This window comes from Burkholderia sp. NLJ2 (assembly GCF_049487195.1).
Lineage (GTDB): Bacteria > Pseudomonadota > Gammaproteobacteria > Burkholderiales > Burkholderiaceae > Burkholderia > Burkholderia pyrrocinia.
Genome location: NZ_CP137808.1, coordinates 1,991,579 through 2,005,654, shown reverse-complemented (window position 1 = coordinate 2,005,654; position 14,076 = coordinate 1,991,579). Strand labels below are relative to the sequence as shown.

At 68.7% G+C, this 14,076-nt stretch carries 10 protein-coding genes; 4 read left to right on the top strand and 6 right to left on the bottom strand.

Annotated elements, in window-relative coordinates; translation table 11 throughout:
• The first annotated feature begins 231 nt into the window (after positions 1–231).
• Positions 232–1,629 carry a sigma-54 interaction domain-containing protein gene (locus R9B84_RS09170; RefSeq protein ID WP_423757739.1) on the top strand — a complete coding sequence of 466 codons (1,398 nt, stop codon included), beginning with the start codon at positions 232–234 and terminating at the stop codon, positions 1,627–1,629.
• 68 nt (positions 1,630–1,697) lie between these two features.
• Entirely contained in the window at positions 1,698–2,225 is a 528-nt protein-coding gene (locus tag R9B84_RS09165) for a M949_RS01915 family surface polysaccharide biosynthesis protein (protein ID WP_423757738.1), read from the top strand.
• A 53-nt stretch (positions 2,226–2,278) separates the two neighbouring features.
• On the opposite strand, the gene R9B84_RS09160 is transcribed toward R9B84_RS09165, so the two are convergent.
• From R9B84_RS09160 to R9B84_RS09145, 4 genes are all read right to left on the bottom strand, one after another.
• A complete protein-coding gene (locus tag R9B84_RS09160) occupies positions 2,279–3,307 on the bottom strand; it encodes a MerR family transcriptional regulator (protein ID WP_423757737.1) in 1,029 nt (342 codons plus the stop codon).
• 121 nt (positions 3,308–3,428) lie between these two features.
• Positions 3,429–4,997, bottom strand: a complete 1,569-nt coding sequence (locus R9B84_RS09155; RefSeq protein ID WP_423757736.1) for an efflux transporter outer membrane subunit — start codon at positions 4,995–4,997, stop codon at positions 3,429–3,431.
• A gap of 2 nt (positions 4,998–4,999) precedes the next feature.
• Complete coding sequence (locus R9B84_RS09150) at positions 5,000–8,164, bottom strand: efflux RND transporter permease subunit (RefSeq protein WP_423757735.1); 3,165 nt, start codon at positions 8,162–8,164, stop codon at positions 5,000–5,002.
• Positions 8,161–9,270, bottom strand: a complete 1,110-nt coding sequence (locus tag R9B84_RS09145) for an efflux RND transporter periplasmic adaptor subunit (RefSeq protein ID WP_423757734.1) — start codon at positions 9,268–9,270, stop codon at positions 8,161–8,163. The genes R9B84_RS09150 and R9B84_RS09145 overlap by 4 nt, the downstream gene beginning before the upstream one ends.
• Before the next feature lie 179 nt (positions 9,271–9,449).
• On the opposite strand from R9B84_RS09145, the gene R9B84_RS09140 reads away from it, so the two are divergent.
• Positions 9,450–10,070, top strand: coding sequence for a TetR/AcrR family transcriptional regulator (locus tag R9B84_RS09140; protein WP_423757733.1), 621 nt, complete (start codon positions 9,450–9,452; stop codon positions 10,068–10,070).
• Between the two features lie 85 nt (positions 10,071–10,155).
• Here the strand turns inward: R9B84_RS09140 and R9B84_RS09135 are convergent, their stop codons facing one another.
• A complete protein-coding gene (locus R9B84_RS09135) occupies positions 10,156–11,889 on the bottom strand; it encodes a ClcB-like voltage-gated chloride channel protein (protein WP_423759984.1) in 1,734 nt (577 codons plus the stop codon).
• A 103-nt stretch (positions 11,890–11,992) separates the two neighbouring features.
• On the bottom strand, positions 11,993–13,060 hold the full coding sequence (locus tag R9B84_RS09130; RefSeq protein ID WP_423757732.1) for a YeiH family protein: 1,068 nt from the start codon (positions 13,058–13,060) through the stop codon (positions 11,993–11,995).
• Positions 13,061–13,172: 112 nt separating this feature from the next.
• On the opposite strand from R9B84_RS09130, the gene R9B84_RS09125 reads away from it, so the two are divergent.
• A complete protein-coding gene (locus R9B84_RS09125; protein WP_423757731.1) occupies positions 13,173–14,066 on the top strand; it encodes a LysR family transcriptional regulator in 894 nt (297 codons plus the stop codon).
• Positions 14,067–14,076: the final 10 nt, after the last annotated feature.

Here is a 14,076-nt window from a genome sequence, read left to right as displayed (position 1 = left end):
TTCTGCATTTGCAATCGGGATCTCTATCTCAAGAAGCGTGCCAACCGGTCCCGCGGCGCCGACCGATATGCCAGAGACTTGATTCGGCTCGGGTTTTCGGCGCGGCCGTGGCGATGCGCGGGCGTTGGCGGTAGCCGGTGAAGCATGCGGACTGCCATATCTGGCAGTGTCGTGGCAGAATTGGCAGCCTGTCTGGCAGTCCGTCCGGCAGAACCGTCACCGAGCGTCCGCATGCATCCGCACGACACCATCCCGATCGTTCCCGCACCGCGCCGCGATGTCACGCCCGACGTACGCGCGCTCGTCGCGTATCTCGAGCAGGACCCGCAGCCGATGATCGTCGTCGATCCCGACTACCGCATCCTCGCGGCGAACGATGCGTACCGGCGCCAGTTCGGCGTGGCGGGCGTCGAGCACGTGGGCCGCCACTGCTTCCAGGTCTCGCATCACTACGACGTGCCGTGCGACCAGGCCGGCGAGCATTGCCCGATGAAGCAGGCGCTCGAATCGCGCGGGCTGAACCGCGTGCTGCACATCCACCACACGCCGCGCGGCCCCGAGCACGTCGACGTCGAGCTGCGGCCGATCTTCGATGCGGACGGCAACGTGATCGCGTATGTCGAGCGGCTGACGACGGTGCGCAGCGCGTCCGCGCAGCCGAGTGCGGAAGGGCTCGTCGGCGGCGCCGACGCGTTCAACGCGGCGCTCGGCGCGCTGCAGCGCGTCGCACCGTCGATGTTGCCGGTGCTGTTGCTCGGCGAATCGGGCACCGGCAAGGAGCTGTTCGCCCGCGCGCTGCACGAGGCGAGCGATCGCGCGATGGGGCCGTTCGTCGTCGTCGATTGCTCGGGGATCGCCGAGACGCTGTTCGAGAGCGAACTGTTCGGTTACGAGAAGGGCGCGTTCACGGGCGCGAACCAGCGCAAGCCGGGCCTTGTCGAGACGGCGCAAGGCGGCACGCTGTTCCTCGACGAGATCGGCGACGTGCCGCTGCCGATGCAGGTGAAGCTGCTCAGGCTGATCGAGTCGGGCACGTTCCGGCGCGTCGGCGGCGTCGAGGCGCTGCGCGCCGATTTCCGGCTTGTCGCGGCCACCCACAAGCCGCTGCGCGAGATGATCGAAGACGGCCGGTTCCGGCAGGACCTCTACTACCGGATCAACGCGTTTCCGATCCCGTTGCCGGCGCTGCGCGAACGGCAGGGCGACGTTGCGCTGCTGGCCGAATCGATCCTGCAGCGGATCGCAAACGCGCGCGCGAACGCGGGCGATGCGGGCGCGCGGCCGTTCGCGGCCCGACCGTTCGTGCTGACCGAGCGTGCGCGCGCGTGCCTCGATGCGTATGCGTGGCCGGGCAACATCCGCGAACTGCGCAACGTGCTCGAACGCGCATGCCTGTTCGCGGACGACGGGACGATCCGGGTCGAGCACCTGCCGGCCGAACTCGTGGCGGCGTCGGCGGCGTCGCAGACGCGGGCGGCGGATGCTCGCGGCGTGTCGGACGCGGAGCTGGTGCGCCTTGCGCGTACGTTCGACGGTACGCGCAAGGCGCTTGCCGAGCAGGTGGGGATGAGCGAACGGACGTTGTACCGGCGAATGAAGGCACTCGGGCTCGGATCGCGCGACGAGTGAGTGCGCGTGACTGGCTGCGGCACGCGGCTTTGCCGATAATGGCGCGTTCGATCAACCCGTCATCGCCGATGAAGAGACGCCTTCTTTTGCCTTACCTGTTTGCCGCAGCCGCTGTGCCGGCCTACCCGGCACAGGCGGCCGATTACACATGGATCGATGCGGCCGGCACGCATGCGGTGACGCTTGCCAGAACCGCATCCGGCGACGACGTTCAGCTCAAGGTGTCGGCAACGCTCGACGGCCGGCCCGACTGGACGGTGCGCGACTACGTGAAGGAATGTCCGGTCGACGTGATCCTCGACGTCGTGCCCACCGCGATCGAAATGACCGACCTGCTCGGCAACGGTCGCAAGCAGTTCCTGTTCGCGTACAAGCTCGGCTGTCGCGGCGACGTCAGCGCCGACCAGGTCAAGTACTTCCTGATCGACCAGGGTACGAAGTACGTGCTGCGCGGCGAAGAGACCGTCACGGTCAAGGGCAAGTTCATGGACGGCGGCGCGGCGCCGGTGCCGAATGCCGAGCTGAAGTCCCATCCGGTGTTTCTGCGCTACATGACGAGGCATTGGCGCGGGATCAGCATGCGCGACTACGAGTAGGTCGCTGCGCGGGCGGCGCGCGGAAAACGCATGCCGCCCGCACGATCACGCGATCAGCGTGCAACCGCCAACTGCGCCATCGCCTCGCGGATGAAACCGAGCAGCGTTTCGTCGACCCATGCGTCCTTCGTCAGCGCCGGCTCGTTCATCATCGCGTGACGGAATTTCGCATGCGTGGCCGGATCGTGGCCCGCATAGCTGTAGAACAGCTCGAGCCAGCGCTGCGCGAGCGCACGACCTTCCGGCGCATCGGGCTTCGCGCCCGCATCGATGGCGTCGCGCACGTCGCCCATCAGTTGCGGCCATTCCATCGCGCGTTCGCCGTAGTGCGCCCGCATGAAGCGGATCTCGTCCGGCGCGAGATATTTCTCGAAGATCCGCATCTTCGTTTCGGAAGCCGCGCGCAGCACATAGTCGCGCAGCGCGGTCGAAATGCCGATCTTCGACTGCATCGCCGGTTCGTGTTCGTGCATCAGGTTCAGCTTCGCGAGCAGCCGCGGGTCGTTGTTCGTGTCGCGCACGAGCATCGTCATCCAGCGGCCGGCGAGCGCACGGGCGCGCTCGTCCTCGGGCGGCACGCCCGCGTCGTGCAGCGCACGGACCTCGCCGACGAGCGCGATCCATTCTGCGTCGCCCGCCTGGCTCTTGCGGTACATCGGCATGCGTGCGAGTTCTTCCTCGGAAAAGTATTTGTCGTACACGGTCATCAACTCCAGTGTGGTGAGCCAATCGGCCAGTTCCGGCTCCGTGCCCGCGGCGAGCTGCGCGTGCAGGCTCACGAGCCGCTCGCGCAGCTGCGCGGTTTGCGCGAGCTGGCGGTCGAGCAACGCGATCTGCTTCGCGACGAGATCGACGAGCGGGGTGCCGGGCTGGTTCAGGTAGTCGCCGATTTCGGTGAGCGACAGTCCGAAGCGACGCAGCGCCTGGATCTGGTGGAGCCGGGCAATGTCGTGGCGGTCGTACAGCCGGTAGCCGTTGTCGGCGCGCGCCGAAGGCGTCAGCAGACCGATCGCGTGATAGTGATGAAGCGTGCGGACGGTCAGTCCGCTGCGTTTCGCCAGTTCTCCCACTTTCAGCTGCATTCGTTCCTCCGTTCGGTACGCACACTGGAGTCTGGAACGTTACGCTACGTGAGGGTCAAGCGGAAGATCGGAAATCGGGCGCGCACCGGGGTGCCCGCGCGCGCCCGATCGAAAGGCCGGCTTATTGCGGCGAAGGCTGGGTGTCGGGCGTGGCGGCGCGCGCTTCCTTGCCGGTTGCGCTGTCGCCGGCCGCCTTCTCGGCGGTTTTGCCGGCTTTATCGGCCTTGCTGGCCGGCGGCGTGCCCATCGCCTGATAGAGCCGCGCGGTATCCGCGAACCGTGCGCCGGTCGCGCGGATCTCGTCGAGCCGCGCATTGCGGTACTGCAGCTCGCTGGCGCGCGCGGCCGACGGCGGCAGCGCGCCGAGCCGCACGCGGGCGGCCGCGTCGTCGTACGCGCCGCGTGCGGACAGCGCGGCGCGGGACGACGCGTCGAGCGCCTCCGCATCGTGCTCGAGCGCCGCGAGCGAATCGGCGACGTTCTGGAACGCGCCGAGCACGGCCTGCTTGTACTGGTCGACCGCGGCCTCGTAGGTCGCCTTCGCCGCGCGGCGCTGCGCGAGCAGCGCGCCGCCGTGGAAGATCGGCTGGCTCAGCGACGCGCCGACGTTCCAGATCGCGCCGGCGCCCGACAGCATGGTCGGCCAGCTGAAGCCGCCTTTGCCCATTGCCGCCGACAGCGACAGTTGCGGGAACATCTGCGCGGTCGCGAGGCCCACTTCGGCGGCGGCCGCCTTCAACCCCGCGTCGGCCGCCTGGATGTCCGGGCGGCTTTGCAGCAGGTCCGACGGCACGACGACGGGCACCTGTTCGGGCAGGTGCAGATCGGCGAGCGTGAGATCGGCCGGCGGCCGGTCGGGCGTGCGGCCGACCAGCACCGCGAGCGCGTGGCGCGCCGAGTCGCGCTGCTGGCGCAGCGTGGGCAGGCCTGCCGCGAACGTGTCGGCGCTTAGCCGTGCGTTCAGCGCGTCGCTGCGCGACGCCGAGCCGAGCGCGTAGCGGCGTTCGGCGTCGTGTGCCTGGTCGTTTGCGAGCGCGACGAGCCGCTCGGTCGTGTCGATCTGCGCGTTGAGCACCGACACGGTGATCGACGCGGTGACGATGTTCGCGGCCAGCGCGCGCCGCGCGGATTCGAGCTGGAACGCGCTGACATCGACGCGTTTCGCGAGCGCGCGGTTCGCGAAGCGCGAGACGCCGAACAGGTCGACCGTGTAGCTCGCCTGCAGTTGCCCGACGAACGTGTCGTACAACAGCGTCGGTGCGCCGAGCGCCGGAATCGGCACGCCGAGCGCCCGCTGGCGCGTGGCCTGGCCGACCGCTTCGATCGACGGCAGCATCGAGCTGCCGATCTGCCCGCGCAGTTGCTCGCGCGCGGCATCCAGCGAATGCGACGCCGCGCCGAGCGTCGGGCTGTTGCGCAACCCTTCGTCGACGAGCGCGTTCAGCGCATCGGAGCGGTACTGCTTCCACCAGTCGGGCACCGGCTGCGCGCCGACTTCGAACTGCTGCGAGACGCCTTGCGCGGGCACGGTCTGCTGGACTTGCGGCGCGACGCCGTAATGCGCGGGCGACGGCATCGCGGGCGGCTCGCCGCTCGGCGCGAACCACGCGCAGCCGGCCAGCGGGCCGGCGAGGCTCGCGGCTGCGAGCGCGCGCACGGCATGGGTTTTCAGGTTCATCGACACATCCATGGTCAGGCTCCCGACGGCGCGGCCGGCGTGCTGCCGTCATGCGGCGGGCCGTCCTGCGGGTCGCGTTCGTCGCGCTTCACGCGGAACCACGTCGCGTACAGCGCAGGCAGGTAGAACAGCGTCAGCACGGTTGCGCTCGTGATACCGCCCATCAGCGCGGTCGCCATCGGCCCGAAGAAGTTCGAGCGCAGCAGCGGGATCAGTGCGAGCACGGCGGCCGCGGCCGTCAGTGTGATCGGGCGGAAGCGCCGCACGGTCGCGCCGATGATCGCGTCGACGCGGCCGTGGCCGACCGCGATGTCCTGCTCGATCTGGTCGACGAGGATCACCGAGTTGCGCATGATGATCCCGAACATCGCGATCACGCCGAGCATCGCGACGAAGCCGAACGGCTGCCCGAACAGCAGCAGCGTGGCGACCACGCCGATCAGCCCGAGCGGTGCGGTCAGCACGACCATCAGCACGCGCGAGAAACTCTGCAACTGGATCATCAGCAGCGTGAACACGGCGATCGCCATCAACGGCATCTGCGCGTTGATCGAGTTCTGCGCCTTCGCGCTTTCCTCGACCGAGCCGCCGATGTTGATCTGATAGCCGACCGGCAACTGCGCGCGCAGCGCGTTCAGCTTCGCGTCGACCGCATGCGTGACGTCGATGCCCTGCGCACCGGCGCGCACGTCCGACTGCACGGTGATGGTCGGCTGGCGATCACGCTCCCACACGACGCCGTATTCGAGCGTCGGCTCGAAGCGGCCGAGCGAGCCGAGCGGCACCGGGCCGTTCGGCGTCGGCAGCGCGAGGCCCGCGAGCTTCGCCGGATCGACGCGGTCCGCCTGCGGCGCGCGCAGGTCGACCGCGATCAGCTTGTCGCGCTCGCGGTACTGCGTGACGGTCGTGCCGGACAGCGTCATCGCGAGGAAGCTCGACACGTCCTGCGACGTGACGTTCAGCTCGCGCGCCTTCTTTTGGTCGATCTCGAAGCGCACCGAGCGCTCGGCCGGCTCGTCCCAGTCGAACTGCACGTTGACCGTGCGCGCATCGCCGCGCATCGTCGCCGCGACCTTCTCGGCGATCGAGCGGACCGTCGCGATGGTGTCGCCGCTCACGCGGAACTGCACCGGATAGCCGACCGGCGGGCCGTTCTCGAGCCGCGACAGCCGCCAGCGCACGGCCGGGAACCGGTCGCGCAGCGTGGTTTCGAGCCAGGTCGCGAGCTTTTCGCGATCCTCGACCGATTTCGCGGTGATCACGAACTGCGCGAAGTTCGGCAGTTGCAGCTGCTGGTCGAGCGGCAGGTAGAAGCGCGGCGCGCCGCTGCCGACGAAGTTCACCGAATGATCGATCTCGGGGCGCTTGTCGATCACCTTCTCGAGGCGCTCGGTTTCGCGCAGCGTCGCCGCGAACGACGCGCCCTCGGGCAGCCGCAGGTCGACCAGCAGCTCGGGCCGGTCGGAGCTCGGGAAGAACTGCTGCGGTACCAGCGAGAAGCCCATCAGCGACACGACGAAGAGGGCGCCCGTGATCAGCAGCACGACGAAGCGCCGCTCGATGCACCAGTCGACCCAGCCGCGCAGCCGCCGGTAGAAGCGCGTGTCGTAGATGTCGTGCTCGTGGTCGTCGGGCAGATGCGCCTCGTGCGCCTGCCGCTTGCGCTCGGGCAGCATGTGGAAGCCGAGCAGCGGGATCAGCACGACGGCCGCGAACCACGACGCGATCAGTGCGATCGCCGACACCTCGAAGATCGAGCGCGTGTATTCGCCGGTGCTCGATTTCGCGAGCGCGATCGGCAGGAAGCCCGACACCGTGACGAGCGTGCCCGTCAGCATCGGGAACGCGGTGCTCGTGTATGCGAACGCGGCGGCGCGCGCGCGGGTGTAGCCCTGTTCGAGCTTCACGGCCATCATCTCGACCGCGATGATCGCGTCGTCGACGAGCAGCCCGAGCGCGAGCACGAGCGTGCCGAGCGACACCTTGTGCAGCCCGATGTCGAACAGGTACATGAACAGGGCCGTCACCGCGAGCACGACCGGAATCGAGATCACGACGACCATCCCGGTGCGCAGGCCGAGCGACACGAGGCTCACGACCAGCACGATCGCGATGGCTTCGGCGACCGCCTCGAGGAAGTCATCGACCGAATGCGCGACCGCATGCGGCATGCTCGACACCTCGACCAGCTTGAGGCCGGCCGGCAACTGCGCCTGCAGGTTCTTCGATTCGGCGTCGAGCGCCTTGCCGAGCCGGATCACGTCGCCGCCGGGCTGCATCGTCACGCCGATGCCGAGCACGGCTTTTCCGCTCGCACCTGAGCCGGCCGCGCGCATTTGCGTGACCGTTGGATCGTCGTAGCCGCGCTTGACCGTCGCGAGATCGCCGAGCCGGAACGTGCGGCCGTTGATGCGGATCAGGGTATCGGCGATCGTGTTGACGTTGTCGAACTGGCCGCTCGGCCGCACGAACACGCGATCGTCGGCGGTCGTCAGCACGCCGGCCGACGAGATGCCGTTCTGCGCGTTGATCGCCTGCCCGAGCTGCTGCGGCGAGATGCCGAGGCGCGTGAGCTGCGCGTTGTTCACCTCGATGAAGATCCGCTGGTCCGGGTCGCCGAAATAGTCGACCTTGCCGACGCCCGGCACGCGCAGCAGCACGGTGCGCAACTGGTCCGCGTAGTCGTGGAGTTGCGCGGGCGTGAAGCCGTCGCCTTCGAGCGTCCAGATGTTGGTGTAGACGTCGCCGAATTCGTCGTTGAAGAACGGGCCCTGAACGCCGGGCGGCAGCGTATAGCCGATGTCGCCGACCTTCTTGCGGATCTGGTACCAGGTCTCGGGCACGTCCTTCACCGGCGCCGAATCCTTCATCGTGAAGAAGATCAGCGATTCGCCGGGGCGCGAATAACTGCGCAGGAAGTCGATGGCCGGCGTTTCCTGCAGCTTGCGGCCGATCCGGTCGGTCACCTGTTCCTGCACCTGCCGCGCGGTCGCGCCGGGCCAGAACGTGCGGATCACCATCACGCGGAACGTGAACGGCGGGTCTTCGGACTGCGCGAGCCGCGTGTACGCGAGGATGCCCGCAAGCGTCGCGAGCGCGATCAGGTAGACGACGAGCGCCTGGTGGCGCAGCGCCCACGCCGACAGGTTGAACCGGCCTTCTTCGCGGGGAGTGCTCACGATGCGAAGTCCTCCGGGTGCAGCGGCGCGATCGGGCGCACCTTCTCGCCCGCGCTGACCGTATGCACGCCCTGCAGCACGACGCGCTCGCCCGGCTGCAGCCCGTGCGACACGGTGACGGTGCGCTCGTTGAAGCGCGCGACGTCGACGCGGCGCAATTCGAGCGTGTCGTCCTTCGTGCGCACGACCCACACGGCCGGATGCGGGCCGTCGTGGAACAGCGCGGTCGCGGGCAGCGTGATCGGCTGCGCGTCGCCGGTGGCCGGTGCGCCGTCGAACGCGACGTTTGCGGTCATCCCGAGCCGGATCGCCGGATCGGGCGCGGCGAGCGTGAGCTTCACGCGATACGTGCGGCTTTGCGGATCGGCGGCCGGCGCGATTTCGCGCACCTTCGCGGCGAACTGGCGGCCGGGCAGCGACGGCAGCGTGATGGCCGCCGCATGGCCCGGCGCAAGCGACGCGAGCGCGGCCTCGGGCACGTCGCTGACGACGTCGACGTCGCCGGACCACGCGAGCTGGTAGACGGCCTGGCCGGCCGACACGTTCTGGCCGGTGTCGGCCTGTTCGGCGGTGATATAGCCCGCATGATCGGCGACGAGCGTCGCATAGCGGAGCTGGTTCTTCGCGAGCGCGAGCTGCTGCTGTGCCTGGTCGCGCTGCGCGAGCGCCGACGTGTAGCTGTTCTGGGTCTGCTCGAGCTGCGCGGTCGCGATCAGGTTTTCGTGCGCCTGCGCGCGATCGCGGTCGAGCTGCTGCTTCGCGAACGCAAGGCTGTGCGTCGCGGCATCGAGCTGCGCCTGCGCGCTTGCGGCGTTTTTCTCGACGTCGGACGGATCGAGCAGCGCGACGACCTGGCCGACCTTGACCGTATCGCCGAGCCGCACCTTGCGCTCGACGATCTTGCCGGCGATGCGGAACGACAGCGGCGTCGCGTAACGCGGCTGGATCTCGCCGGGCAGCGTGCGCGCGACCGCGGCGTCGTCGGCATGCGCGGGCAGCGCGACGACGGGACGCGGCGCGGGCGGCGCGGATTCTTTCGGATGACAGGCGGCGACGAAGAGCGCGACGCCGATCAGCAGCGCGACGCGGGAACCGGAGCGATTCACGAAACCCCCAGGTGAGGTGGAGCGGAACGAAGCCGGCAAGCGCGGCGGGCGCTTGCCCCAAGCGGCGCCGACACAGGCGCGCGGACAACATCTTTCGGAAACTGTGGCGAATTCTAATACACACCTGTATCCGAGTGCAAAGATGAATCCGAAAGGGGAATGGTGCTAGACTGCGCGCCATGAAACCACAGCGCTTAACCCGCGAGCAGAGCAGGGACCAGACGCGCGAACGTCTGCTGAATGCCGCGCATCGTATTTTTCTGAAGAAAGGCTATGTGGCCGCGAGCGTCGAGGACGTCGCGGCCGCGGCCGGCTTTACGCGCGGCGCGTTCTACTCGAATTTCCGCAGCAAGTCGGAACTGCTGCTGGAGTTGCTGGAGCGCAACCATGAGGCGGTGCGGGCCGATTTCGAGGCGATCTTCGACGAGGGCGGGACGCGCGAACAGATGGAGGCGATGACGCTCGCGCATTACCGGACGCTGTTCCGCGACGACGAATTCTCGCTGCTGTGGGGCGAGGCGAAGCTGCAGGCCGCGCGCGACGCGAAATTCCGCGTGCGCTTCAACCAGTTCCTGCACGGCAAGCGCCTGCAGATGGCCGAATTCATCCAGCGCTTCGCCGATCGCTCGGGCACGCCGCTGCTGCTGCCGGCCGAGACGCTCGCGTTCGGGCTGATGTGCCTGTGCGACGGCGTACAGTCGTACTACACGGCTGATCCGCAGCACGTGCCGGCCGACGTGGCCGAATCGGTGCTCGCGGGGTTCTTCGCGCGGGTCGTGCTGGGGCGTGCGCCGGACTGACGGGGAAGCGGGTTCGCGGGCGTCGTGCCCGCCCGCGGCAGGCTGGATGCGATGAAGCGATGCGGCGCGAGCCGCACCGTGTGTGTCAGCGCTCGCCGGTCATCCGCCGGTACGCGTCGAGCAGCGACGTCTTGTAGACGACGCCCGCGAGCGTCGGCTCGGCTTCGCTTTCGATCACCGGCAGTCGTTCGCCCTGGAACGCCATGAAGCGTTCGAGCGCGGTCGCGAGCGGCATGTCGGGCGTGAGGAGCGGAAACGGCGTATGCGCGTAGTGCGCGGCCGTCTTGTCGGTCGTGTCGCGCTTGTCGAGCAGGTCTGACGTGATGTCCTTCAGCGCGACCGCGCCGCGGAAGCGCCCGGCGTCATCGGTCACGTACAGGTACTTCACCGGATATTCGAGAAACACGCGCGTCATGTCGGCGACGCTGGCGGTGAGCGACACGACCGTCTGCGCGGGCTGGATCAGTTCGCGCATCTGCGTGGTGCGCAGCCGCAGCCGTTCCTGCGCGTCCTGGTAATGGTGCAGCGTGATCTCGTACATCGACGTCGTGCCCGTCGCGCGTGCGACGAAATACGCGAACACGCACGACACCAGCAGCGGCAGCACGACCTGGTAGCTCAGCGTCATCTCGAAGATCATCAGGATCGCCATCAGCGGCGCCTGCGTGGCGCCCGCCATGAACGCGCCCATCCCGACGATCGCGTACGCGAAATACGCCGACGTATGGCCGGGCCACACGGCTTCCATCACGAGCCCGAACAGCGAACCGAACACCGCGCCGACGAACAGCGTCGGCGTGAAGACGCCGCCGATCGCGCCCGAGCCGACCGTCGCGGAGGTTGCGATCACCTTGAACACGAGCACCGCGATGAGTGCCTGCCAGGTCCACGGCGAATGCAGGATGTGGTTCACGACGCTATAGCCGTTGCCCCACACGTCCGGAATCCACACCGAGATCACGCCGACGACGAGGCCGCCGAGCGCAAGCCGCACGGGCAGCGGCACGGGCAGCCGCTTGAACTGGTTCTTCGACGCGTCGAGCAGGTGCAGGAACTGTGGCGCGAGCACGCCGCACAGCGCGCCGAGCACGACGAACGGCAGCACCTCGGGGCCGGTGACGGCCGGAAACACCGGCATCTCGTACGGCGGCCGGTAGCCGGCGAATTCGCGCATCACGATGTTCGCGACGACCGACGCGACGACCATCGGCCCGAAGCTCTCCATCGCGATCGTGCCGAGCACGATCTCCGACACGAAGAACGCGCCGGCGATCGGCGCGTTGTACGCGGACGTGATGCCGGCAGCTGCCCCGCACGCGACCAGCAGGCGCAGGCGCGGCGGGTCGAAGTGCACGAAGCGGCCGACGAGCGACGCGGCGAGCGCCGCGAGCTGCACCATCGGGCCTTCGCGGCCGATCGAGCCGCCGCTGCCGATCGTCAGCAGCGACGACACGCTGCGCCACAGGCTCTGCCGCACGGGCACGATGCCGTTGCCGAGCGCGACGGATTCCATGTAGTCGGTCTTGCCGGATTTCTTGTCGCCGCGTGTCGCGAGCAGCAGCACGCAGCCGGCGAGGAAGCCGCCCGCGGCCGGCATCCAGAACCGCACGTACCACGGCAGGCTCTTCGCCATCTGCACGAAGCTGCCGCTGTGCCCGGAGATCAGGCGCTGCATCACGTCGATGCCTTCGCGGAACGCCATGGTGGCAAAGGCGCCGCCGACGCCGACGATGGCCGACCAGATCAGCATCGTATGGGCGTCCGACAGACGGAACAGCGTTTGGGCGCGAGTGCGCAGCTTCAGCAGGAACGAGAGCACGGCTGAAAGAGGGCGATGGAAAACGACGCGAAGCATAGCACTGCGCCGCGCCCGCGGGACCATCCCGTCGGGCGCGGCGCGCGAAGTGTTGCGGACAGACGGCTCAGCCAAGCCAGTGCTGCACGGCCCAGGTGATCCCGTAACCGCCGGCGATCAGCCACACGTACAGGATCAGGCCGGTCACCAGGGCGCGGGGGCCGGCTGCGCGGATCTGCGACACGCGCGTCTCGATGCCGAGCGCAGTCATCGCCATCGTCAGCGCGAAGGTGTCGAGCACGTTCAGCGTATGCGTGACGTCGGCGGGCAGCACGTTCAGCGAATTGACGATCACGAAACCGAGGAAGCCGAGCGCGAACCAGGGCACGGCCACCTTGCGCGTGCCTTGCGCGCCGCCGGCCGTGGCGCGGGCCGAGCGGGCGAGCCACCAGCCGAGCACGAGCAGCACCGGGACCAGCAGCATCACGCGCGTCATCTTGACGATCGTCGCGATGTGCGCGACCTGCGGGCTGATGTCGCTGGCTGCGCCGACCACCTGTGCGACCTCGTGAATCGTGCCGCCGAAGAACAGGCCGAGGCCGGCCGGATCGAGATTCAGCAGCCCGGCGTGATACGCGATCGGGTACAGGAACATCGACAGCGTGCCGAACAGCACGACGCTGCCCACGGCCATCGCGCTCTGGTGCGGCTTCGACTGCAGCGTCGACTCGAACGCGAGCACGGCGGCCGCGCCGCAGATCGCGCTGCCGGCGGCGGTCAGCAGTGCCGCGTCGCGGTCGAGCTTCATCAGCTTCATGCCGGCCCAGGTGCCGATCACGAGCGTGCTGACGACGACCAGCACCGACACCGTCAGGCCCGGCAGGCCGACCTGCGCGATTTCCTGCAGGCTCACGCGCAACCCGAAGAACGCGACCGCGATGCGCAGCAGCTTGCGCGCGGAGAAGTTGACGCCGGCCGCCCAACTGGCCGGCATGCCGTCGCGCAGCGCATTGCCGTACAGCGCACCGGCGACGATGCCGACGATCAGCGGCGACAGGCCGAGCCCCGCGATCGCGGGGAGCTGGGACAGGCTCGTGACGGCGGCGGCAAACAGCGCAACGAACAGCACGCCGTTCAACTGGCCGCGCATCGACGGCGCGGCGTGGCTGAGAGGGGGAGTCGGGGCAGTGGACATGGAAGCACCGTGATGGAGCGTGTTGCGATGGTGTAATCCTAGTTTCGTTATATCGATATGAAAAATTGTGATTTGTGACGTAAACTATCAGGCAAGCCGATAATTCATCCCCATGACCCCGGATCAACTGATAACGTTCGCCGCCGTCGCCGAACACCTGAACATCAGCCGTGCCGCCGTGGCGCTGCATCTGTCGCAGCCGGCCGTGTCCGGCCAGTTGCGGCTGCTGCAGGACGAATTCGGCGAGCCGCTGTACCAGCGCGACGGCCGCGGCATCCGGCTGACGCCGGTCGGCGAACAGCTCGCGCAATACGCGAAGGCGCAGCGCGACACGTTCGCGCAGGCGCGCGCGTTTCGCGACGCGGTGCGCGGCCTCGAGGCCGGCACGCTGCGGATCGGCGCGAGCACGACGCCCGCGAGCTACCTGCTGCCGTACCTGATCGCGGCGTTCCAGCCGCGTGCGCCGCGCGTGACGATCCATACGATGAGCGGCAATACGGCCGACGTGGTCGCCGCGCTGCCGTCGCTTGACATCGCGATGATCGAAGGGCCGCCCGGCGAGGCGCTGCCGCCCGGCACGACGGTGCATGCGTGGCACGAGGACGAGATCGTCGCGATCGTGCCGGCCGGCCATCCGCTGGCCGCGCCCGGCTACGATGCGGGCGTGACACTCGACGCGCTCGCCGCCCATCCGCTCGTGTTGCGCGAGGAGGGCTCCGGCGTGCGGCAGCTCGTCGAGCGCGCGTTCGCGCACGGCGGCGCGCCGATGCGCGTCGCATTCGAGATCGCGGGCGTCGAGGCGGTGAAGGAGGCCGTGCGTGCCGGGATGGGCGTCGGGTTCGTGTCCGCGATGTCGCTGCGTCACCAGGAGGCGGCGCTCGTGCTGCGTTCGCTGGCGCCCGCGCCGCTCACGCGCCATTTTTCCATCCTCGTGCCGCATGGCGGCGCGCCGTCGCGGGTCGCCTCGCAGTTCCTCGAAATGAGTCTCGCGCAGGACCTCGCGTAAGCGGCCGAAG

Bases quoted from the DNA above. Each gene is read 5' to 3' on its own strand.
- R9B84_RS09170 (WP_423757739.1), top strand. From the start codon at position 232: ATGCATCCGCACGACACCATCCCGATCGTTCCCGCACCGCGCCGCGAT.
- R9B84_RS09165 (WP_423757738.1), top strand. From the start codon at position 1,698: ATGAAGAGACGCCTTCTTTTGCCTTACCTGTTTGCCGCAGCCGCTGTG.
- R9B84_RS09125 (WP_423757731.1), top strand. From the start codon at position 13,173: ATGACCCCGGATCAACTGATAACGTTCGCCGCCGTCGCCGAACACCTG.
- R9B84_RS09140 (WP_423757733.1), top strand. From the start codon at position 9,450: ATGAAACCACAGCGCTTAACCCGCGAGCAGAGCAGGGACCAGACGCGC.
- R9B84_RS09130 (WP_423757732.1), bottom strand. From the start codon at position 13,060: ATGTCCACTGCCCCGACTCCCCCTCTCAGCCACGCCGCGCCGTCGATG.
- R9B84_RS09155 (WP_423757736.1), bottom strand. From the start codon at position 4,997: ATGGATGTGTCGATGAACCTGAAAACCCATGCCGTGCGCGCGCTCGCA.
- R9B84_RS09160 (WP_423757737.1), bottom strand. From the start codon at position 3,307: ATGCAGCTGAAAGTGGGAGAACTGGCGAAACGCAGCGGACTGACCGTC.